Genomic DNA, 20,608 nt, shown 5'->3' on the forward strand with positions numbered 1-20,608 from the left:
TTATGGCTAAGCCAACTCTTGCGCCAAAATCACAGGGGATGGATCCCCGTTTGTACTGCGATTACGCTCGTTTAGTACGTCTGCAAGCACAAGCAGAATCATTCAGTTTACTTCCTCACCTAAAGGCGGGTAGCGTACTCTCTGGCCGACACAATTCGTTGTTTCGCGGTCGTGGATTGAACTTCGAAGAGCTGCGCCATTACCAATTGGGTGACGATATTCGTAACCTTGATTGGAAAGTTACGATGCGTACAGGTAAGCCGCACGTACGCAGTTATACAGAAGAAAAAGATCGCAACGTAATCGTGTGTGTCGACCAGAGAAGCACAATGTTTTTTGCTTCGACGCAAGTAATGAAATCAGTTGTCGCGGCAGAGATCGCAGCGATGTGTGGGTGGCGAGTATTAAAAGATGGCGACCGAGTCGGTTTTGTCATCGCATCCCCGCAGGCGTTGTTTCACAGCAAGGCACAGCGTTCGCAAAACGATCTTCTGGCTCAACTTAAGCTTCTCGCTAAAGCCAATCAATCGCTCAATGTGGACTCCCGCAACTCCGAAAAAGTGACGTTCAGTCAATGGATTGAGCTCATTAAACGCATGAAGCTCAAACAATCCACTTTGATTTTTATCAGCGACTGGAGCGACTGCGAGGAGCACCATCTTGACCACCTTAAACAGCTACAACAGCACAACGATGTTCTCGCCGTGATGGTCAGTGACCCATTAGAACAAGCGCTACCAGACGATTTGGCAAAATCGAAATGGGTGGTTGGTGATGGGCAGTATCAACTCAATTTAGACAGCCAAGCAAAGGTAGAGGCCGCGAGCGCAAAGCTTGAGGCTCGAACTAGCTTACAGCGTCAATCACTCTCTCAACTTATGGCGATGAAACACCTTCCGCACATCGAACTCGATACGACAGGCGAGCACATTAAACAATTTCAAAAACTGGTAGGAGGGCGTTAAATGAGTGGTCTTCCTACGCCTCCGAGTACCTACATACTCAGAGAGCTGCATGATGTGGCCGTACCATCCAGCGTGAGTTGGTACCCGCAAACTATTGGCTGGAAAATTTTAGCGGCGCTTGCGCTCGTTGCATTGGTGTATGTCGCGTATCGCTTGGCTCAACAGTGGTGGTGTAACCGCTACCGACAAGAAGCTCTGTTGACGATTTCGCAAATCAAACCGAGCGACAAAGGCATGCCTAAAGCATTGTTCTCTGTGCTTAAAATTGTGTTGATTCATTTTGATAGCCGTAACGCGAAATTGTTTGATACCGCCTTTTTGCGCAAGCTCGATGCGCTATATCCGCAAACCGGAGATTCTCAAGCAAACTCGCAAGTGGTCTTTAACGATGAGCTTTCAAAGCGCTGGCTACAAAGTATTGTTGACCCAAGCGTTATACTAACCAACGAAGAGCGAGTAACGCTTATTGCTCGTGCGAAAAACTGGGTGAGTGAACACCGTTGTGATGCTCAAAAAAGCGCGGCAAAGAAATCTCCATTATTGAAACGCAAAGCAAATCAGGGAGGTCAACATGAATGATCTTCTTGCATCGCTAACTGGTTTGTCTGGTTTCGAATTTGCTCACCCAATGTGGTTTCTGATTTTGCCGCTGCCATTGGTGGTGTACTACTTGGTGCCTGCATATCGCACTAAGCAAATGGCGATCAAAGTGCCGTTTTTTAGTCAGTTGGTGGAAGCGATTGGCGAGACGCCATCAGAAGGTGCAAGCCAGTTAACCCCAAGCTGGTGGCAACGAGCAACGTTAATTCTCTCATGGCTTTTGGTGGTGTGTGCGATAGCCAAACCCACCGTGTTAGGCGAGCCTCAAGTTCGCGAGAGTTTAGGGCGCGATGTGATGGTCGTGGTGGATCTTTCGGGTTCCATGGCTGAGCCTGATTTCACCTCTCGTACAGGTGAAAAAATTTCTCGCCTTGATGCGGCAAAAGAAGTGCTGACGGAGTTTGTTCAGTCTCGTAAAGGTGACCGATTAGGCTTGGTTCTTTTTGGTGATGCCGCTTTTGTGCAAACGCCATTTACCGCTGACCAAAAAGTGTGGCTCGAACTGCTTAACCAAACCGATGTGGCGATGGCAGGGCAGAGTACCCATCTTGGTGATGCAATTGGCTTAGCGATTAAAGTTTTTGAGCAAAGCGATAAGTCGCGTGGTGCTTTAGAACAAGATCAAAACCGTGAAAAAGTCGCGATTGTATTAACCGATGGTAACGACACGGGCAGCTTTGTCGAACCGATTGATGCGGCGAAAGTGGCGAAAGCCAAAGGCGTGCGAGTGCACGTGATTGCGATGGGCGATCCGGAAACGATAGGTGAAACCGCGTTGGATATGGACACGATTCATCGCATTGCGAAAGAATCCGGCGGTGAAGCGTTTGAAGCTCTCAACCGTGATGAACTGTCGGCTGCCTACGACGAGATTGGCAAACTGGAACCTCAACTTTACGAAAGCACCACATACCGCCCAAAACAAAGCCTTCACTATTACTTGATGGCGTTAGTGGTCATCATGCATTTACTCGCGTTCAGCGTCGCGACACTCAAAAGAAGGGCTGCAACACGATCATCATTAGGAGAGAGCGATGTTTGATTCTCTTAGTTGGACGCAATTCTTTACGCAGTTTCATTTTATCCGACCGCTGTGGTTAATGGCTTTGATCCCCATGTTTTTCTTGGTGTGGTTGCGCTGGCGAGAAGAAAGCAAACCAAGCTGGAAGGATATTCTGCCCGAACATTTACGCAATGCTTTGACGATAGGCGAGCGAGGTTGGCGCAAGCAACTGCCGCTTAAGCTCTTGATGCTGATTGTACTAATCGCCATTGTGATTTGTGCAGGCCCAACGTGGCAACGTGAATCTTCTCCCTTTGGTGAAGATAAAGCCTCTCTGCTTGTGGTGCTTGATAACAGCGACTCGATGCTGCAAAAAGATCTCCCACCAAGCCGCCTTGAGCGTTCCAAACAGAAAATACGCGATTTGTTAGTTGCGCGAAAAGGCGGAAAAACGGGTTTAGTCGTGTTTGCGGGCAGTGCTCATGTGGCGATGCCTGTGACTCAAGACAGCAAAGTATTTGACCCATTCTTGGCGGCCATTACGCCAGAAATCATGCCCGTGCAAGGTAAGCTTGCTGAAAAAGCCTTGCCGTTAATTGATCAACAATTGCAAGGTCAACCAGGCTCCACCGTTTTGTTGGTGAGCGATGGCGTGAACCCGGCCACGATTAAGCAATACCAAGCGTATTTTGAAGGTAAACCTTATCAACTGTTAATTCTTGCTGCGGGGAATACAGACATCGTGAGTAACAACCCGATGGATTTGGATTCTCTGCAAAAACTGGCCAGCCAAACCAACGGTCGATTGGTGGAAGTGACGGTCGATAACAGTGATATCGAACAACTGAATCGATACGTTGAGCGCAATATGCAGCTTAATGGCGAATCTTCAATGCCTTGGAAAGACATGGGTTATCAACTGCTGTTCCCAATCGCGTTGATCATGATGCTGTGGTTTAGAAAAGGGTGGTTAGTGCAGTGGTGCGTGATTGCAATGGTGAGCGGTACACTGTTGATGCCGACCAGTGCAATGGCGGAGAACATTTCTGTGAAAGCCGAGCAGCCACAAGTTGTGCAAAAAGTGACGACCTTCGACAAGGTGGCACAATGGTGGTGGGATTTGTGGCTGACGCCAGACCAACAAGGACAGCGTTTGTTCAACCAACAAGCGTATTTAGAAGCTGCAAAACACTTTGTCGATCCATTACGCAAAGGCACGGCGTACTACTACGCAAGCGAGTTTGAGCTCGCGCACAGTGCGTTTTTGGAAATGCAAAACGACCCGTCCGAAGAGGTTCGAGATTACGGTCTTTACAATGCGGCGAGCGCATTGGCGCGCCAGCGTGAATATTTGGCTGCTCGTGACTTGTTAAAATCCCTAGCCAGCAAGCCAACGTTGAGCGAGTCGTTAAGACCTGATGTTGAGCACAACTTGAAAGTGATTGCTGGCATCGTCGATGAGATAAATCAGATGAGTGAAAGCCAAGCCGGAACAGAGCAAGAGGCGTCAACCGAGCTAGGCGACAACCCTCAAACCGCAGAAGGGGCGGATGAACAAACGTCAGCAGAGTTGATGATTAAAGAGACGTTAAGCGCAGACGACATCTTAGGTAGCCAAGAATTAGCCGACAAGTGGCTAAAGCGAGTCGAAGCGGATCCGAAGTATTTCTTACGGGCTAAATTTCAAATTCAATTACGCTCGCCAACAACGGGTAGCTCAACTACGACAACGGAACACAATACAGAGGAGGCTGCCCAATGATGATGAATGTCCATCGCGTTAACTCTTTTGCTCTTCCTGTACGGATAGTGGCATGGTTAGTGGTTTGTTTGAGTCTGTTCGTAAGTCGTCACGTTTTCGCTCAGGATATTTACGCTCTTCAACGCAATCATGGTGTTGAGTTGCAAGCGTGGGTTGGTCAACAACCAACGGCTGGAGAAAAGCGTAAAACGCCAAGTTTTAGTGTCAACGAGCAAGTCATTTTAACCATCGAAGTGGCAACGCCGCGCTGGTTTACGGGGGGGACGCGAATTGGCAGTATTGAAATGCCCAATGTTATCGCCAAACAGCGTAATCAGTTAGCCACTAACTTCACGGAGCGCAAGGGCGGACAAACTTGGTCGCGTCAACGCTGGGAAGTGACTTTGTATCCGCAAGCATCTGGTGATTTTGTGATTCCACCTGTCGCAGTGGGCGTTCAGGTGTCGGCGCCAGACGGCGAGAAGGTGTCAGGCACACTTTACACGCAGCCGATTAAGTTCAAAACCGCCTTGCCATCGGGATTGTTAAGCGGTGACACGCCTTGGTTTTCTGCAACGCACGTAGACGTAAAACAAGAGTGGGAAACCTCCACTGAGTCACTCAAAGTTGGGGATGCAATCACGCGTAAAATCACCATCTCAGCTCAAGATTCGCTATCTGTGTTGCTACCAGACTTGTTGAAAGGAGAATCAACAACCCGTTACCAAGCGTATCCTCAACCGCACCGTCTTACAGATACGCAAACACGTGGTGATTACCAGTCAACACGCACAGAAGAGAGCGTGTACGTGATTCAACAAGGTGGTGAATTAACCCTGCCAGATTATGAGTTCCGTTGGTGGAACAGTAAGACTCAGCAAGTGGAAACGGTGGTGTTAGAGGGCAAAACATTTGCCGCGAAGCACACGTTGAAATCCTTCATCAAAACGTACTTTGCATGGATTGTATCCACGCTTGTATTGCTGGGTTTTGTGATTATTTCATTGGTAGCCATTAAGCGTTACTACCGCAACAGACCGACACCAGCATGGTTGACGTTCCACCGTCTGTTAAAGACTAAACGTTGGTCTGAAGCAAGGACCGTATTGTACAAACAATTGCGTTTAAATACGGCAGAGCTGGAAATGACCAAAGCCGATACGAGTGAATCGTGGCAAAAAAGTGCGTCGCGAATGCAAAATGGTGAAAATAGCGCTCATTTAATGAAGTCGATGTGGCGCAAGATCCAGACCAAACAACAACGCTTTAAATTCCGTATACCGCGAGCGTTACCAGAACTGGACAAAGTCATTGGAAGAGATGGCAATGAATAAAATGGGGCGCTAATATAGCGCCTCGTTTTTATTAGAGAATAGAGTTCAAATGAGCCAAGAGTTTATGCGCCGCGCATTGGAATTGTCCAAAAATGCGCTTCCTGAATGTCAACCCAACCCGCCGGTTGGCTGCGTGTTAGTGAAAGACAATCAAATCGTTTCAGAAGGTCATACTCAAGCTATTGGTGGCAACCACGCGGAAGTAGAAGCGCTGAATGCATATCAAGGCTCGTTAGAAGCGGTGACGGCATACGTTACGCTCGAACCGTGTTCGTTTGTAGGTCGCACGCCAGCTTGCGCGGTGACATTAGTAAAATCCGGTATTGGCAAAGTCGTCGTAGCCATGTTGGATCCAGATCCGCGCAACAGTGGTCGAGGTATCGAGATTCTAAAACAAGCCGGTATTGAGGTAGAAATTGGTTTATGCGGCGAGGAAGTCAGCGAGTTTCTTACCCCATATTTAGGCAAATCTTAATGTAAGTATTGGCTTGCACGTTAGCTACTCACTTACGCGGTGAGTGGAGTACGTCAAAATTGAGTTAAAACTCATTAAAACAGGTCGTACCGCCCATTTCTTGTACTTGGCTACGTTAACTATCATGCTGTTAGATTAAAATAGAAAAAGTGATTTTCGAAAAATTTAATAGCATGAAACCGACCGATCTTAATCTCATCCCCATCTTTATTGCCATTTATGAAGAGGGGAACTTATCTAAAGCGGCAGCACGTCTCAGTATCACGCAGCCCGCAGTCAGCAAAGCGTTGGCACGCCTTCGTGATATTTATGACGAACCTTTATTTCATCGCTGTACCAAGGGGGTAGAACCTACCTCTTTTGCTATGGATATTTACCCTGCGCTGCTTACTTCGGTGCAAAACTTTACTTCAACTCTGGCGGCTTCTAGCGAATTTGACCCTAAAGTGTCGAATCGAGTGTTTTCCATTGCTTGTGTCTCTGTTGCAAGTTTTGAGTTGCTCCCTCAAGTCATGAAACAGATCCGTGAGTTGGCACCACATATTGCTTTAGAGGTTCATCCACTCTTTACAGAAGATTATGAAAGCGATCTACGTTTGCAACGTTACGACTTGATCATTGATATCGCGCCAAGAGCACGAACGGTTTTAAAAGTTGAAACTGTGCTTACTGAGCGCTTGGTGGTGGTGTGTAGCGAGGAGCACCCACGCTTAAAGGGCGAGATTACGGCTGAACAATTTTTTGAAGAAGAACATGTGGTGGTTTCGCAGTGGCAGAGTCGTAAGAGCTTGTTAAACGCCGATGATATTGTCGACTTGGACAAAAGAAAGATAAAGTATCGAGCTTCTGGCGTGTTGGAAATGCTACCTGTTATCTGCGGTAGTGAATATATTGGTTTAATGCCCGAGTCGATGATCAACTTGTTCAGCAACACCTATCATGTTAAATCTTTATCTATGCCATTTGATGAACAAACCTATGAGCTCTGCACAATATGGCATCCTAGTCGGACAAACGACAGTGCCCATCAATGGTTGCGATCACAGATTAAACAAGCAGGGAAAGTCATCAACCAATAGGAAGTGCAATGAAGAAGACAATACGTGCCATCCTTAACGGCAAAAAAGCTGGGAACCCAGAGTTAAGAGATGCAATCATGAAAATGAGAGACAAGGGCGTCGATGTGCAAGTGCGAGTGACTTGGGAATCTCAAGACATGCCGCGCTTGGTGAAAGAAGCGGTTGATGAAGGGATTGAACGTATTGTTGTCGCTGGTGGCGATGGGACCGTCAATGAGGCGGCTTCTGCGATTATCCAAATTGAAGAAGAAAAACGCCCTGAGTTAGCCATTATCCCTCTTGGTACCGCAAATGATTTTGCCACCGCGATTCAAGTGCCAGCTTCTATCAAGGCGTCTTTATCTCTCGCCGTAGAAGGGCAGTCTGCTTTGGTCGATTGTGTCAAGGCTAACGATCGCTACTTTATTAACGTGGCAACAGCTGGGTTTGGCGCAGAAGTTACGGCAGAAACGCCTGTTGAACTTAAAAACTTTCTTGGTGGCGGCGCTTATACACTAACTGGTGTTGTAAAAGCGCTCGGCTTTAAACCTTATGACGGAACAATAACAATTGAAGGCGGGGCTTATCAGGGAGAAATGTTGCTTGGCGCTTTCTGCAATGGTCGCTTAGCTGGAGGTGGGCAAGAGTTAGCGTCGAAGGCGATGATTAATGATGGCTTGATGGATCTAACATTGGTGCGTCCATTCTTGCCTCATGAGCTGCCAAAAGTTATCGAAGAGATCAATAATCCTAGCGAGAAAGGTGAGTTTGTAAAACACACAAGAGCAAGCTGGTTGGAGATAGACTTTCCAAACCCACTTCCGCTCAATTTAGATGGCGAACCATATCATTCGAGAACAATACGGTTTGATGTTCAGCCTAAGAGTATACGATTAGTCTTGCCGCAAGATTGTCCTTGCTTGGTCAGCTAAACGAGTAGTTTCACGGGTCATAAACAACACAGCCTCCAATATGTGGCTGTGTTGTTTGTGTTGAGGTGTCAGGCGAATTAAAGCTTTTGAATGGTCTCTAAGTCAATCTGCGTGGTTGTCCACTCTGAGTCAACTTCGCCTCGAATCGTCACTTTATCGTTTGGACTAACGTCTAGCCCCATCCAATCTTCATTGTCGATTTCCACTTCGATTTCACCAGTCTCATCTTTGAACAAGTAAGTCTCGTTACCAAGAGATTGAACAATGTGCCCGGTTAACATGACTGCGCTGTCGTCGGTTGCGTTGTGCGCCTCTTTCACCGAATTAATTACGCCTATTTCTGGACCATTAAACGCGGCGAAAGCTGAGCTTGAAAGTAGGGCAAACATGGATGCTAAAATCATTTTTTTCATTATCGTCCCCTTAAATTAGAAGTAGTAAGTTGTGCCTACGTTAAAGGATGCAGTGTTCGCGTATCGGTCTAGTTGATATTTTGCGTTTGCACCTATGGTGAGCTGCGGGAAAATTCTGTATTCCGCACCCACTGAGAACATTGCGCCTAGCTCGTTGTTTTTCTCTGTGTTGTGGAAAAGCGTGTTGTTCATTTCCACATCGTCGTTCGCGACAAGCTCGTATTCTTGATGTTTCGAAACTTTGGTGTCGTATTGCGTGTACGTTAGACCCGCTTTGAATTTTGTTGTCCATTTGTCATTTAATGCATAACTAAACACTGGAGACAGCGACACTTGCTTGGCTTTGATTGACGCATCCCAATCCATTTCATGATGGTAATCTTTGCCATCAATTTGTTTGATACCAAGGTTCTTTGAACGATTATCATCAAGGTCAAATTGGCTGTAGCCCAACTCTAGCGCCCAGTTGTCATTGAACGCGTAACCGACAAAACCTGAGAAAATACCGTCTTCAAGCTCAGGGTTGAGTGTTACGTTGTCAGTTGAAAAGTGAGGTTCCAAATCATGGTCAGTGGTGCCTAGTCCATATTCCAGACCTACATAAGGAGCCGCAGATACCGAAACTGAGCAGGTAACAAGTAACGCAAGAAGTGTTTTGTTCATTTTATTTTGCCTCTTCAAATCAACTTAGTGAGTAGAAGCGCATTTTGTGTGAAGAAGCGTGAAGCGATCGTGAAGAAACGAAAAAATGTTTAGAAAAAAGAGCAAGGGGAGATAACGAGGGGCGGTTTGAGTGAACAAACACCAAGCTCTTTATATAGAGTAAGTTAAGTTGCTGCGACGTAACACACCGCAAACGGGACATTAAGGCGAGTAAACTCTTTGATCCAACGCCATTGGTTATCCTGGATTTTATCGCCAGGGCCTTTCACTTCAATCCATTCGAACTCATTTTCTTTAAAAGCAATGAGATCCGGCATCCCATTAAGGTAAAGCTTAAGGTCGCTCAATTGTATTTTGAACAGCGCCATCAGCATATTGGTTGGGATGGTGTTGAGCGCTGTTTCGAGTAGCTCTTTACTTATTAAATTCCAATGTACAAATGGATTACTAATGCCAAACTTCTCATCGTATTTTGTCAATAACGTCTGGGTGTTGCCCGCTTCTAGTTCGGCAAAAGCGGTGTCTATCAAAGCTTGGCGCTTGGTAACATAATCTGAGTGATATAAATCTAAAGGACGGTGTTGATAAGCGTTAATGAATGCCCCTTCAATAGGAGCAAAAATCGCATCCCAGAATGTTAGCCCCAATAGCGAGTTGAGCAACGCATTTTCAGCGTAAAACACATTCCAGCCTAAGGACTCAAAATACGCTTTACTGGCAAGCTCGACTCGTTGTTGAGATAAATCCAGTTCAATATGGTATTCGGAGCAGAGTGGCTTCGCTACTCTTGGTACTTTCGCGCCTTGTTTTCGTTTCAACCGTTGCTCAAGTTTTTGTGCGACTTCGAGCTCAGACACATCAATTGGCGACTGCAGTATCTCTGTGACAATGTCACTAAATAAATCATCTTGGTTTAGTTTGTCATAGATACGTGCACGTCGTTCTCGGCTCGGAGCGAGCTGAGTTTGGCTAAATAGAGATAGGGCGGTCTCTAGATCATTAAGCCGTTCGTAATCACGTGCTATGTCATTCAACATGTGCTCACGTTTACGATCTACGTAATGGTGATTAACAGGCTGAGGCATTGCCTCAATTAATAAGTCGAGGTTCGCTTTGTCTTTTCGATCAAATTGCCAGTACAGGTTGCTCAGTTGGCTCAGTTCAATTAAGCGGTCTATTTGCTCACGTGAATCAAAGAAACGGCGCACTTTACTCAATTGGTATTGCTCGAACTGATGTAGACCTAAGTCATCAAGCACAAACTGACTTAAGTCTTGATGGGTGTTGGCGAAAAACAGAGTGAGTAATACGTCGATCATGTGAGCTGAATTGAGTTTGATGATCGTAAACTCAAGCTGCTCAAAACGATCAAATTCCGTGTTGCTTAAACGCTCTACAAGGGCATCTTTCTTTAATGACTTCGGTAGCTCTGGGTAAAGTGCAGAGATCTCCGGTTTCGTCAGTAAGTTAGACGCTAACTCTTGATGAGAGAGTGTGGGGGAAAGGGCCACAAACTCATGTTGACTCAATTCTGCCAGTGCTTCATTGATTGAAGGTATTTCTTGATAACTCAGCTTATCACTTCGAAACCAACACCCTTTTCGGCTGTATAAACGCACTAACAGGCACTGGGCGTGTTTGCTCAAGGAATCAAACGAGCAAAGCCAAGCGTGTTCTTCCTCAGCCAGTAAATCGCTGTACCAGGTTACTGCGTGGTGAGTCAGCTTAAAGAAGTTTTCTAGATAGTAGTCTGGTGCAAGTTCGATAGGGCTTTCCATAAACGACCGATAACAAAAAAGGCTTAACCCATAGGTTAAGCCTTTTCGCTATCAAATCAATTCGCAATTATGCGTTTTTTAGCTGCGCTACCTTCGCTTCAGACAGTGGCTTAGTGATGAACGCAAGTACGATACATACTGCCATCATTGCTGAAGAAATAGTGTAAGCCAAGGTGTAGCCTTCGCCGTTCGTCATAGAGAAGCCAACAACTGCTGCGCCGATTGCACCACCGATACCCCATGCAGTGTAAAGCACGCCGTAGTTAGTTCCGTAGTTTTTCAAACCGTAGAACTCGGCCGTTAGAGTAGGGAATACCGCTAGAAGTGTACCGTAACCTACCGCTGCGATCGCAGTACCAATGATCAGAGTGAACTCAGAGTCGAACGTTGCGAACAACACCATGTTTACACCTTGTAAGACGAACGCAAGTAGAAGCGTACGAACACCGCCGATTTTATCTGCAAGCATACCCGCAGCAACACGGCCGCCTGAGTTAAATACAGCAAGAATAGACGCTAGGTAAACGGCGTTTGGTAAGTTTGCTTGAACGCTTGCGATGGTCGTGATGTTACCGATGATCATTAGACCAACAGAAGCTGCGAATGCGTACATGATCCATAGAGAGTAGAACTGTGGCGTCTTCAGCATTGCTTTCCAAGTTAGGTCATCTGACTTTTTAACCGCTTTAGGTGCTTGACCTTCTTTTACTTTAGGCTCTGCAGGTGTGTAGTCTGCTGGTGGGTTATTGATGGTTGCTGCAAGAGGAACTGCAATTGCCAGGATACCAACACCAAGAACCATAAAGCTCGTTTGAATGCCCATGCTGTCGATCAATGATGATGTTACTGGTGCTAGGTAGATAGCCGCTAGACCGAAACCAGCCGCAATAATGCCGTTAACCATGCCTTTCTTCGAAGCGTGGAACCATTTCATTGCAGAAGGTGATAGGCATGCGTAGCCAAAACCGATACCTGCACCTGTGATCACACCGAAGGTAATGTTCAGCATGAGTGGAGTGTCAACAAAGCCAGATGCGATCATGCCTAGACCTGTAAGAACAGTACCTAGGATAAGGATCATACGCGGACCCATGCGGTCTTGAAGAATACCTGCAACAAGAAGACAGATAGAGAAAGTGATGGTTGCAGTTGCATAAGGTGCAGAAGCTTCTGCAGCACTCCAGCCTGATTCAGTTACCAGTGCCTTGTTGAATACACTCCAAGCATACAGGATGCCAAGACAAAGGTTGATACAGAACCCTGCTAACAGGATGCGCATAGCTTTATCAATCTTGCTCATTTTTATTCTCAGTTTTTCCTCTTGTTGGCAATGCCGCAAAGAGGGTTGGTTTAAAGATGTTTTTTCTCAAAATTAGTTTGCGTTTTTCAACGATTAACGCAATGAGCGCGGATTATAACCAATAAATATGTGATTGGAATCTCTTTTTGCCGTTACTGATAAAATAATTTGAAACATTAAAAGCGGATGTGAATTCATGGTTTTGTATGTGGTTGGAGTGTTATCAAAAAGTGATGATTTTTGTTGTTAGGAACGAGGGACTAGTCAAAACAGAGAATTCAGTGCGCAGTTGGGTGCACAGCTCACATTTCATATAAAAAATTTCAAAATATTACCGTGTTAACTCCCTGTAACAAAAATGACTGAAATATCGTCTTATCGCCGTAAGTATTGGATGTAAAGGGTTTCTTAAATTTAAATTGTTAACCTTTTGTAATAACTAGAGCTGATTAGGTTTTTTGTGCATTAAGTGAACAAAAAGTCACTTGTAATTGCAGATTATAGGAGCAGAATATAGCGAAAAATGAGATTTCATTTATGAAGGGATGCTTTTTTAGACTTGTTGTGAGGTGACTTATGAAACTGTTCCTATTACTCATGGCTTCGGTATCTGCTGGTGTCGCATCTGCAGACCACATCCATTCATTTATGTTGGGTCTATCTATTGCTTCTCTAGCGGTAGGGAGCTGTTATTTCTTTGCATTCCGTAGCTCGCGCTTTCCACAGCTTGCTTTATTCTTACTAATTTGCGGCATGCTTTCTAAGTTGACGATAACGGTTGTTGGTGTGATGTGGGGAATGTCGGCTGAATTAATTACATCTCCAATCGTATTCGCACTTTCGTATTTATTCTTCTCTCTCGCCGTGACCTACTTATGGTTTAGTTATCGAGAGAGTATCACTAAGATCCCTGATCGATTTAAGTCAGCGTAAATCGTCAAATAAGAACACATAATGAAAAAACGCCAGCACTTTTGCTGGCGTTTTTGTTTAAAGCTAAGTCAGTTAGCTTGTTGTGTTTGGCTCTGTAGGGTTTGTCCTGTATTTACTGATACGGTTAGTGGCGGCTCTGGAACTTCTAAGAAGCAGGCGATTACTCTATAGAGTTCTCCTTCCGCAACGGTAACCTTTCCATCCGATTCAATCGCTAATCGACACGCTTTTACGAACAAGCGACGACTTTTCGGTTTGAGCTGCAGTAGGAGCTCTAAAGCGGCGCGATTTAGGCCCCAGTTCTTATTTGCGGGTTGTAACTCTGCATCATTAAAGCCCAAACAGGTTAGGGCGCTGCTAAATGCACGTTGAGCGTCTTCCGGTTGAGAGTGACTAACCCAAGCCAATTCGCGCAGTAGCCAAAACACACTCTCTTTTAATTGCTTTAAAGATTGGATCTGTTTTGTACATCCATACGATTCGAGTAGTTGCTTCTCCAATAAGTTGATGACACACCATTCTGCGAGTGAGTAGTGATCATCAGTTTGAGAGAGTTCACGTAGCACCTGGCACAGTCTGTTTTTCTGACCCTCACTCAGCGATTTCAAGGCAGGGATGGAGAGTTCGAGTAATGGAAAGCGTAGATGAAGAGGCAAATCATAATCCAGCCATGGTAATAATTGTGCTTGAGACACATTTGGGATATGACTTTTTATCATCTCTCGCTGGAGTTCACTGCCATCAAATATCAAGGCAAAAGCAATAAAGCGCGCACTGTACGGTTCACGAGCGATGTCGACAAGTTCGGAAGGAAGTTGGTTAAGTAGTTGTTGACCTACTTCGCTGAGTTCTGCGGTGGCTGGTTTCTCCGGTTGTGTCGATGTCCCTGATGTGAATCCACTAACGTTATCATTCTCAAAGCTTGTCGTTGGACGATGCGAACTTTGAGAAAAACTTCCATCCCAACCAGGTTCAATTCGGCGAATCCGTTCTTCTAGTGGAGGGTGAGTCGCAAATAGGCCAGAAAAGCCGGAGAGTTTGCTTTGACCAAACATCATATGGCTCATCTCATCGCTTGCTTTTGTATTCAATGAAGAACCCGCCATATGGCTACCAATTTTCTTGAGTGCACCAGCAATGCCTTGATCGTTTCGAGTAAATTGAACGGCACTGGCATCAGCGAGAAATTCACGTTGACGAGAGATTGCGGCTTTGATCATCGAGCCAAACAAGGTGCCAATCCAGCCCAGAACCAAACAGATAATCGCAATCAGCATGATAACCGCAAAGCCTTTATCGGAATCGGAAGAACTTCTTGATACGCGACTCGTATGATGAGTGTTATCTAAGACCAAGTGTCCAAAATGTGCAATGCAAGTGATGCCAAACAGTACGCCGATAAGACGCGTATTCAAACGCATATCTCCGTTTAAGATATGGCTGAATTCATGAGCAATGACACCTTGTAGTTCATCTCGCGTGAAGCTATCCAGTGCGCCTTGTGTGACGCCGATGACGGCATCATCAATGCTCATGCCTGCTGCGAAAGCATTGATACCGCGCTCTTCCTGCATCACATAGACGGGAGGAACCGGAATGCCAGATGCAATTGCCATCTCCTCCACAACGTTGAGCAGTTGTCTATGTTTTGCATCTAAGGTGTTTGAGGAAATCAGCTTGCCACCTATGCTCTCAGCAACCCCTCGGCCTCCATTGGAGGTGAGGGCGGATAAGCGAACCATTGAACTTATCGTAACAACCAGCAATACGCCAGCAAAGCACAACAAGACGTAGGTAAGTGCGGTTTCTTGATCAAAGTGTTCGCCTGTTACTCCGTAATAGATACCAATCGATAATACGCTTACCAAACCAGTGATGGTGACAACTGCTAAGGAAAACAGGAACACCAAAAGCCCAGTGCGTTGACGCGCGGTATCTTGATGGTCAAAGAAATCCATTAGAACTCAACCTTCGGGGCAGCTTGTATTTCAGCACTGTCAGAAAACTCTAACAGTTTGCCATCTTGGAATCCGAATGCGTTGGAAAACAACACGGGCGGGAACGTTTGTTTGTATGTGTTGTAGCTGGTTACCGCATCATTAAATGCTTGGCGAGCAAACGCAACTTTGTTTTCAGTGCTGGTTAATTCTTCTTGAAGCTGACTCATGGTTTCATTTGCTTTAAGCTCAGGGTAGGCTTCCACTACAACATTAAGTTTGCCCAACGCACTTTGCAGCATGCTTTCCGCTTGGTTTAGTTGGCTAATTGCCGCATCACTACCAGGCGCGTCACTGGCTGCTTTCAGGCCAGCAATTGCTTGATTACGAGCTTGGATGACACGTTCAAATGTTTCTTTTTCGTGTTCCATATAGCCTTTTGCAGTATTAACTAAGTTCGGAATCAAATCGTATCGACGTTTTAATTGAACTTCTATTTGAGCGAAGCTGTTTTTGAAACGGTTTTGTAGAGTAACGAGCTTGTTGTAGATACTGACGGCGTACACCACAATGAGCAGGACAATAACGATAAAGACAATAAATGCAGTCATAATAAATCCCATTTTCTTAATGTATTCAGTTCTTATATAAACTGTTGAGATATTAAGCAAATGCTTCTGAAGAAGCGATGTAATAACCGAGAAATATGTCACGAGTTGAGTAACAATTAAAATGCATTTACAAAGCAATACAGAAAGAATAATGGCACTGGAGAGATGAAAGAAATAGGCCCAGCTAGAAGCCGGGCCTTGTCGATAAGCAATATTGGCGATGCCGTTAGGCACTCATTGGAACAAGTACCATAGTGCCAATAATAACTGTGATAAGACCTGCAAGAACCGGAACAGATGTACGTTTTACAACCTCAAACGGGCTGATGTCCGCCATACCGGATGTCGCAACGATTACGCCAGACACTGGTGAGATAGTACGACCTAGGTTTGATGCTTGAAGCATCGGGATAATTAGGAACGCTGGGTTTAGTCCCATTTTTGCAGCCAAAGATGGTGCCAACTCTACAAATGCATAGAAAGGCGCGTTACCAGACCCCGTTGCAATCGCTGCTGCAACTGTCAATGCAGTAAGGATAAGCATTAAAGCAACACCGCCTGCACCTGCATTGTCTGCAAGGTGAAGTAGGTTATCGATAGCGCCGATAGACATTAGACCTTGCGCAAAAACCCCCGCTGCAACCAAAAGCATCACAACGCCTTTGAACGCGTCAGCCATGCCAGCGTAACAAGAATCTAAATCTTCCAGTGATTTCTTACCATCAAACTTATTTACAACGTAATGGATCAGAGCGCCAAGGAAAATCGAACCGACCACAATAGTGTAAATGTCTAGGCTAAGTCCTGGAATGGTACGACCGTTGAATAGGAACACGCCGATGATAGGTAGAAATGGCAGTGCCGCATAAAACGCTGGAGCATCGGCTTTGATCTCTGATACGTCAATTTTTTCCATTGGCGTATTTTCTTTCTTATCTAAGTATTTGTTCCAGAGGAAAGCCGCGGCAGCCATCACGATGATTGCGCAAATAGAAACAGGCAACACTGTTTGTACCGCAAACACATCAAGCGCCAAGCCAGATTTTTCGGCGGCGATCACCACATCACCAGAGGTTGGAGAAAGAATGATTGCCGCAGGAGAGGCACAAACTGCAACCGCTGCTGGACGAGAGATCCCCATCGCGACCATCATTGGGAACAATGTCGCCATTAATAGTACGCCAAGGCCAGTTGCAGAACTTACCGCAAGAGACATCAAACACGCCACAATGTAAGCCGCTACCAAAAGGACATAAGGAGACTTGATAACAGAAAGCGGTTTAGAGAACTGTTTCACTACAACGTTATTCGCGCCGATGTGAGTCATATAGGAAGCGAAGCCACATAGCAACATGATTTGCATACCAAGGCCGCCGCCGCGGTATTGTAGCATGTATTTCACGTATTCTAGCGCGTCTGTCACCATGTTACCGGTTGAGGTGATTTTTGAGGGCAGCACGTCATGCCCCAATACGCCAGTCATAAGAAGTAAAGCAATACCAGCCGTCAGTAACACGCCCGCTGCTTTATAGCCTTTGACGATAAAGTAACCCACAGCAATGGTAACAACTAAGCCAATTAAGAGCTCTAACATAGGGATCTCCGAATGTTATGAAAAAAAGAAAGAAACTGTTTCAGTTTATGACAAGGAATTTACAGAATTCTTAACTGTGGCACGAGACAAATATGGGGCTTGCATGATCTGAGACAAATAATAATTTAATAATTAATTTCGTTAGATTGTATTGTTGGAATTTGGTTTTCTAAGTGTTATGTGCTGGTTTGAAGCTGTTTGCAGGAAGGAAAATATGACCAGAAATTTGAATAACTAGTGAGGGAATTGATTCAAAATGAGAAAAAGAAACAACTCAGTGAGTTGGGAGAGGGTAATAATCCTTGCAACAAAAAAGCTTCGCCGAAGCGAAGCTAAATCGTAAGGATGGGTTAAGTTAAGCGTATCGGCGCACCATTAGGTTCCAACTGCGTTGTTGCCGCTCGAACTCCGCTTTGATTTGCTGATACTTTATCTTTGTCACAGAGCACTCGTATTTTTTTACCACACTGGCTGTTTTTGCACCGAGTACTTCCTTGCGCATCTCATAATATTCCTGCATGTGATGAACTAGCGCATCAAACTCGTGTTGTAACTGATCAAGAATCGTTTGCGTATTCGGTTTTGCTCCCAGTTTTTCTTTTGCTTTCTTCAAGAGTTGAGTTGCGCGAGCTTTTTCTATTCTAAATGTTGGCGTTGTGCGTAATTTAGATGTCAGTCCTAGCCAAGAGCATGACTTAATCAACCACTTGGTTGGGTCGTAATGCCACCAATACACACCATTACGATAGTCATTCTCGAAGATATGATGGAAATTATGGTAGCCCTCACCAAATGTAAAAAAGGCTAACACGCCGTTGTCGCGAGCGGTGTTTTTGTCCGTGAAAGTCTGTTTTCCCCAAACATGCGCAAGTGAGTTAATGAAAAAGGTCGTGTGGTGGCTCATAAAGAGTCGAGCGGCACCAACTACTAATAACATACCCCAAATATCGCCGTAGATAATACCAAGAGCGACCGGAAAGCCAATATTGGTGAGTAGAGCAAGTGGAACATAGTACTTATGTTGCCACATGACGATTTTGTCACGCTTTAAATCGCGGCAGTTGGTGTATTCGTTTTCCTGCGATTTGTTGTAGTCGCGTAACATCCAACCAATATGAGAATACCAAAAGCCACGCTTCGCTGAGTAAGGATCTTTGTCGTTATTGTCGACATGCTTGTGGTGTACACGATGATCAGAAGACCAGTGTAATGCACTATTTTGCAAAGAAAATGCTCCTCCAATCGCAAAAATAGCACGTAAAATTGGATGAGCTTCGTATGTTTTGTGGCTCCAGAGTCGGTGATAGCCTGCTGTAATAGAAAGATTCGTAAAACTGAATGCCATCACTCCCCAAACTAGATGCTCCCAACCCAGTCCAAAATGATATGCATACCAAGGCATTACAATAAAAGTCAGAACAAAACTGGAAGAAAATATCAATGTATTCAACCAGATAATGGGTGGTTTGTTTTGAGTCACAGGTGTATTCCTAACTTTGAGCTAACAACTGTTCGCCAGAATATCAGCGTACACGTGTAAGTCAAATTAAAGTTAGACAAATGTGACTGTTCCTTTGGATGTACATTAAGGAACTTGATGGGATATTTTGCTTTTAATTGAATAATGAGTAGTATTAAAAAATGAGCTCTGGCTTAAGGTGTATAAAATCTGCCAAGAAACAAGTGTTATAAAGGTGGAATATGCCGAGACTCTATAAAGAAGTAAAAAATGTAAGAAAATAGGAATACGTAATGGATTTACGATTAGCGGAATATAAGGACTACGAGCGCATTGCGCATCTTCATGCGGATAGTTGGAAGCGTCATTACCGTGGCATTCTTAATGATAACTATCTTGATAAAGAGGCGATTGACGACAAACTACTGATCTGGCAAACCCGTCTGACCAACCCACCATTCAACCAGCACATTGTCTTGGCGGAAGAGGGTGGTTTGTTGCTCGGCTTCGTTTGTGTGTTTGGCAACCATGATTTCGAGCGTGGAACCTTTATTGACGCACTGCATGTTGATGACAGCTACCGTGGTCGTGGTATTGGCAAGCAGCTATTACTTGCTGTCGCAGAATGGCAGCAACAGTACTTTAAAGACACTGGTCTTTATCTAGAAGTCGTATCGCAAAACATTTCTGCAATTGAATTCTACCGCCATATTGGAGGTCAAGAATGTCAAGAGCGAACTTGGCGTGCGCCTGGTGGAACAGAAGTATTGGAGAAGGTATTCCGTTGGAAGAATGCTCAGTCACTAGTCAGTGGGATAGAAGAAAACGTTATTTACTCCTAGTCTGACGTTTTAGCTTAACAATAAGAGCAGCATCAACGCTGCTCTTTTTTGTGCCTGTACCTAAAGTATTGTGTTTCAGTGGGCGACTCAAAAGCAAAGCCCCATGGCTTTTAGCTCTGACTCGCATTGCTGAGCATTTTCAAATTGAATGGCAGCCATGCCTACCGTTCGGGCTCCTTCGACGTTGTATGGCATATCATCAAGAAATACCGTTTCCTCGGCCTGAAGCTGATATGTTGAAAGTAGGGCTTGGTAGATCTCAGCTTGTGGCTTTAGTAACTGCACTTCAGAAGAGATGATTGCACCGTCAAACAGCGGCCAGAATTCATAGGTAGCACGAAGATGCTCAACAATTTCGTTAACGTTGTCTGTGAGCGCATAAACGCGATATCCTGCACTTTTTACTCTTTTTAGCAGTTCGACACTGCCGTAAAGTAATATTTGTGTATGTTTTACGTAGTAAAAAAAGCGGTCCATTTCTTCCGCTGTCACTTTGTGCTCACGTTGATAGCACAGTTTGGCTTCCTTTCCGGAAATGATTCCTTTGTTTAAATCTCTCCAGATTTGTGATGAAAACAGCAACTGGGCCATTTTTTCCGCTTCTACTGAGTGACCAAATGTTAAGCGAACAATCTCTACCGGAGACCAGCGTACTAATACATTTCCCACATCAAAAATTACGTTTTTTATTTGTAAAGGTTCCATAACACACCCCAAGCCAATTGTTCATCACCGCGTTACATCCACAGTGAGTGCTGTCGTTAAATCTTTGGAAGTTCGAGCCAAAGGCGCTGTTTAAATATCTCGAACGTATATGAGATTAACATCCCTGAGGATACAACGCGATTATCGCAAAATTACACTAAACTATATGCAACTTCATTTATTTGGTTGTAAATCAAGTGTCGCTATCTTAAAAGATTGAAATTAAAGACAAGCGTCGCGAAATATTTGCGCCATTTCGCGCTGC

The 20,608-nt window shown here is 44.9% G+C and carries 19 protein-coding genes; 10 read left to right on the forward strand and 9 right to left on the reverse strand.

Annotated features, from left to right (window positions below; translation table 11 throughout):
• Positions 1 to 2: 2 nt before the first annotated feature.
• The 8 genes from FKN08_RS17680 to yegS all read left to right on the forward strand — a co-directional run bounded on the left by FKN08_RS17680 (position 3) and on the right by yegS (position 8,108).
• Positions 3 to 965 carry a DUF58 domain-containing protein gene (locus FKN08_RS17680; RefSeq protein ID WP_170892608.1) on the forward strand — a complete coding sequence of 321 codons (963 nt, stop codon included), beginning with the start codon at positions 3 to 5 and terminating at the stop codon, positions 963 to 965.
• Entirely contained in the window at positions 966 to 1,544 is a 579-nt protein-coding gene (locus FKN08_RS17685; RefSeq protein WP_170892609.1) for a DUF4381 domain-containing protein, read from the forward strand.
• Complete coding sequence (locus tag FKN08_RS17690) at positions 1,537 to 2,607, forward strand: VWA domain-containing protein (protein WP_170892610.1); 1,071 nt, start codon at positions 1,537 to 1,539, stop codon at positions 2,605 to 2,607. Before FKN08_RS17685 ends, FKN08_RS17690 begins: the two co-directional genes overlap by 8 nt.
• Complete coding sequence (locus FKN08_RS17695; protein ID WP_170892611.1) at positions 2,600 to 4,330, forward strand: VWA domain-containing protein; 1,731 nt, start codon at positions 2,600 to 2,602, stop codon at positions 4,328 to 4,330. The genes FKN08_RS17690 and FKN08_RS17695 overlap by 8 nt, the downstream gene beginning before the upstream one ends.
• Positions 4,327 to 5,643, forward strand: coding sequence for a BatD family protein (locus FKN08_RS17700; RefSeq protein WP_170892612.1), 1,317 nt, complete (start codon positions 4,327 to 4,329; stop codon positions 5,641 to 5,643). The genes FKN08_RS17695 and FKN08_RS17700 overlap by 4 nt, the downstream gene beginning before the upstream one ends.
• 49 nt (positions 5,644 to 5,692) lie before the next feature.
• The gene (locus FKN08_RS17705; protein WP_170892613.1) at positions 5,693 to 6,118 is read left to right on the forward strand and encodes a bifunctional diaminohydroxyphosphoribosylaminopyrimidine deaminase/5-amino-6-(5-phosphoribosylamino)uracil reductase RibD; all 426 of its coding nucleotides are present in this window, start codon (positions 5,693 to 5,695) and stop codon (positions 6,116 to 6,118) included.
• A gap of 173 nt (positions 6,119 to 6,291) precedes the next feature.
• Positions 6,292 to 7,197 (forward strand): LysR family transcriptional regulator, encoded by a 906-nt coding sequence (locus tag FKN08_RS17710; protein WP_170892614.1) that lies wholly within the window; start codon positions 6,292 to 6,294, stop codon positions 7,195 to 7,197.
• Positions 7,198 to 7,205: 8 nt separating this feature from the next.
• Entirely contained in the window at positions 7,206 to 8,108 is a 903-nt protein-coding gene (gene yegS / locus FKN08_RS17715; protein WP_006742800.1) for a lipid kinase YegS, read from the forward strand.
• Positions 8,109 to 8,185: 77 nt separating this feature from the next.
• Here yegS and FKN08_RS17720 read toward each other — a convergent pair whose 3' ends face one another.
• The 4 genes from FKN08_RS17720 to FKN08_RS17735 all read right to left on the reverse strand — a co-directional run bounded on the left by FKN08_RS17720 (position 8,186) and on the right by FKN08_RS17735 (position 12,262).
• Positions 8,186 to 8,521: a NirD/YgiW/YdeI family stress tolerance protein gene (locus FKN08_RS17720; RefSeq protein ID WP_170892615.1), complete on the reverse strand. Its 336-nt coding sequence runs from the start codon at positions 8,519 to 8,521 to the stop codon at positions 8,186 to 8,188.
• A 15-nt stretch (positions 8,522 to 8,536) separates the two neighbouring features.
• Positions 8,537 to 9,184: an AcfA family outer membrane beta-barrel protein gene (locus tag FKN08_RS17725; protein WP_161443330.1), complete on the reverse strand. Its 648-nt coding sequence runs from the start codon at positions 9,182 to 9,184 to the stop codon at positions 8,537 to 8,539.
• 164 nt (positions 9,185 to 9,348) lie between these two features.
• On the reverse strand, positions 9,349 to 10,962 hold the full coding sequence (locus FKN08_RS17730) for a VRR-NUC domain-containing protein (RefSeq protein ID WP_170892616.1): 1,614 nt from the start codon (positions 10,960 to 10,962) through the stop codon (positions 9,349 to 9,351).
• A 67-nt stretch (positions 10,963 to 11,029) separates the two neighbouring features.
• Positions 11,030 to 12,262, reverse strand: coding sequence for an OFA family MFS transporter (locus tag FKN08_RS17735; protein WP_031780690.1), 1,233 nt, complete (start codon positions 12,260 to 12,262; stop codon positions 11,030 to 11,032).
• Between the two features lie 576 nt (positions 12,263 to 12,838).
• On the opposite strand from FKN08_RS17735, the gene FKN08_RS17740 reads away from it, so the two are divergent.
• Positions 12,839 to 13,195, forward strand: coding sequence for a hypothetical protein (locus FKN08_RS17740; RefSeq protein WP_005398137.1), 357 nt, complete (start codon positions 12,839 to 12,841; stop codon positions 13,193 to 13,195).
• A gap of 68 nt (positions 13,196 to 13,263) precedes the next feature.
• Here the strand turns inward: FKN08_RS17740 and FKN08_RS17745 are convergent, their stop codons facing one another.
• The 4 genes from FKN08_RS17745 to FKN08_RS17760 form a co-directional block, all read right to left on the reverse strand.
• Positions 13,264 to 15,153 (reverse strand): M48 family metallopeptidase, encoded by a 1,890-nt coding sequence (locus FKN08_RS17745; protein WP_170892617.1) that lies wholly within the window; start codon positions 15,151 to 15,153, stop codon positions 13,264 to 13,266.
• Complete coding sequence (locus tag FKN08_RS17750) at positions 15,153 to 15,743, reverse strand: LemA family protein (RefSeq protein ID WP_170892618.1); 591 nt, start codon at positions 15,741 to 15,743, stop codon at positions 15,153 to 15,155. The genes FKN08_RS17745 and FKN08_RS17750 overlap by 1 nt, the downstream gene beginning before the upstream one ends.
• A gap of 226 nt (positions 15,744 to 15,969) precedes the next feature.
• Complete coding sequence (dcuC, locus tag FKN08_RS17755) at positions 15,970 to 17,337, reverse strand: anaerobic C4-dicarboxylate transporter DcuC (protein ID WP_170892619.1); 1,368 nt, start codon at positions 17,335 to 17,337, stop codon at positions 15,970 to 15,972.
• A 355-nt stretch (positions 17,338 to 17,692) separates the two neighbouring features.
• Entirely contained in the window at positions 17,693 to 18,817 is a 1,125-nt protein-coding gene (locus FKN08_RS17760; protein ID WP_005398197.1) for a fatty acid desaturase, read from the reverse strand.
• A gap of 272 nt (positions 18,818 to 19,089) precedes the next feature.
• Here FKN08_RS17760 and FKN08_RS17765 point away from each other — a divergent pair, with 272 nt between their 5' ends.
• Positions 19,090 to 19,638 carry a GNAT family N-acetyltransferase gene (locus FKN08_RS17765; RefSeq protein WP_053808495.1) on the forward strand — a complete coding sequence of 183 codons (549 nt, stop codon included), beginning with the start codon at positions 19,090 to 19,092 and terminating at the stop codon, positions 19,636 to 19,638.
• An 87-nt stretch (positions 19,639 to 19,725) separates the two neighbouring features.
• Here FKN08_RS17765 and FKN08_RS17770 read toward each other — a convergent pair whose 3' ends face one another.
• The gene (locus tag FKN08_RS17770; protein WP_170892620.1) at positions 19,726 to 20,343 is read right to left on the reverse strand and encodes an HAD family phosphatase; all 618 of its coding nucleotides are present in this window, start codon (positions 20,341 to 20,343) and stop codon (positions 19,726 to 19,728) included.
• Between the last annotated feature and the right edge of the window lie 265 nt (positions 20,344 to 20,608).

It is taken from the genome of Vibrio sp. 1-2 (7-a) (genome assembly GCF_013048515.1).
In the GTDB taxonomy this organism is placed as follows: domain Bacteria; phylum Pseudomonadota; class Gammaproteobacteria; order Enterobacterales; family Vibrionaceae; genus Vibrio; species Vibrio diabolicus.

Excerpts from the sequence above, each read along its gene's own strand:
- FKN08_RS17680 (WP_170892608.1), top strand. The coding sequence starts at position 3 with ATGGCTAAGCCAACTCTTGCGCCAAAATCACAGGGGATGGATCCCCGT.
- FKN08_RS17685 (WP_170892609.1), top strand. The coding sequence starts at position 966 with ATGAGTGGTCTTCCTACGCCTCCGAGTACCTACATACTCAGAGAGCTG.
- FKN08_RS17690 (WP_170892610.1), top strand. The coding sequence starts at position 1,537 with ATGAATGATCTTCTTGCATCGCTAACTGGTTTGTCTGGTTTCGAATTT.
- FKN08_RS17695 (WP_170892611.1), top strand. The coding sequence starts at position 2,600 with ATGTTTGATTCTCTTAGTTGGACGCAATTCTTTACGCAGTTTCATTTT.
- FKN08_RS17700 (WP_170892612.1), top strand. The coding sequence starts at position 4,327 with ATGATGATGAATGTCCATCGCGTTAACTCTTTTGCTCTTCCTGTACGG.
- FKN08_RS17705 (WP_170892613.1), top strand. The coding sequence starts at position 5,693 with ATGAGCCAAGAGTTTATGCGCCGCGCATTGGAATTGTCCAAAAATGCG.
- FKN08_RS17710 (WP_170892614.1), top strand. The coding sequence starts at position 6,292 with ATGAAACCGACCGATCTTAATCTCATCCCCATCTTTATTGCCATTTAT.
- yegS (WP_006742800.1), top strand. The coding sequence starts at position 7,206 with ATGAAGAAGACAATACGTGCCATCCTTAACGGCAAAAAAGCTGGGAAC.
- FKN08_RS17720 (WP_170892615.1), bottom strand. The coding sequence starts at position 8,521 with ATGAAAAAAATGATTTTAGCATCCATGTTTGCCCTACTTTCAAGCTCA.
- FKN08_RS17725 (WP_161443330.1), bottom strand. The coding sequence starts at position 9,184 with ATGAACAAAACACTTCTTGCGTTACTTGTTACCTGCTCAGTTTCGGTA.
- FKN08_RS17730 (WP_170892616.1), bottom strand. The coding sequence starts at position 10,962 with ATGGAAAGCCCTATCGAACTTGCACCAGACTACTATCTAGAAAACTTC.
- FKN08_RS17735 (WP_031780690.1), bottom strand. The coding sequence starts at position 12,262 with ATGAGCAAGATTGATAAAGCTATGCGCATCCTGTTAGCAGGGTTCTGT.
- FKN08_RS17740 (WP_005398137.1), top strand. The coding sequence starts at position 12,839 with ATGAAACTGTTCCTATTACTCATGGCTTCGGTATCTGCTGGTGTCGCA.
- FKN08_RS17745 (WP_170892617.1), bottom strand. The coding sequence starts at position 15,153 with ATGGATTTCTTTGACCATCAAGATACCGCGCGTCAACGCACTGGGCTT.
- FKN08_RS17750 (WP_170892618.1), bottom strand. The coding sequence starts at position 15,743 with ATGACTGCATTTATTGTCTTTATCGTTATTGTCCTGCTCATTGTGGTG.
- dcuC (WP_170892619.1), bottom strand. The coding sequence starts at position 17,337 with ATGTTAGAGCTCTTAATTGGCTTAGTTGTTACCATTGCTGTGGGTTAC.
- FKN08_RS17765 (WP_053808495.1), top strand. The coding sequence starts at position 19,090 with ATGGATTTACGATTAGCGGAATATAAGGACTACGAGCGCATTGCGCAT.
- FKN08_RS17770 (WP_170892620.1), bottom strand. The coding sequence starts at position 20,343 with ATGGAACCTTTACAAATAAAAAACGTAATTTTTGATGTGGGAAATGTA.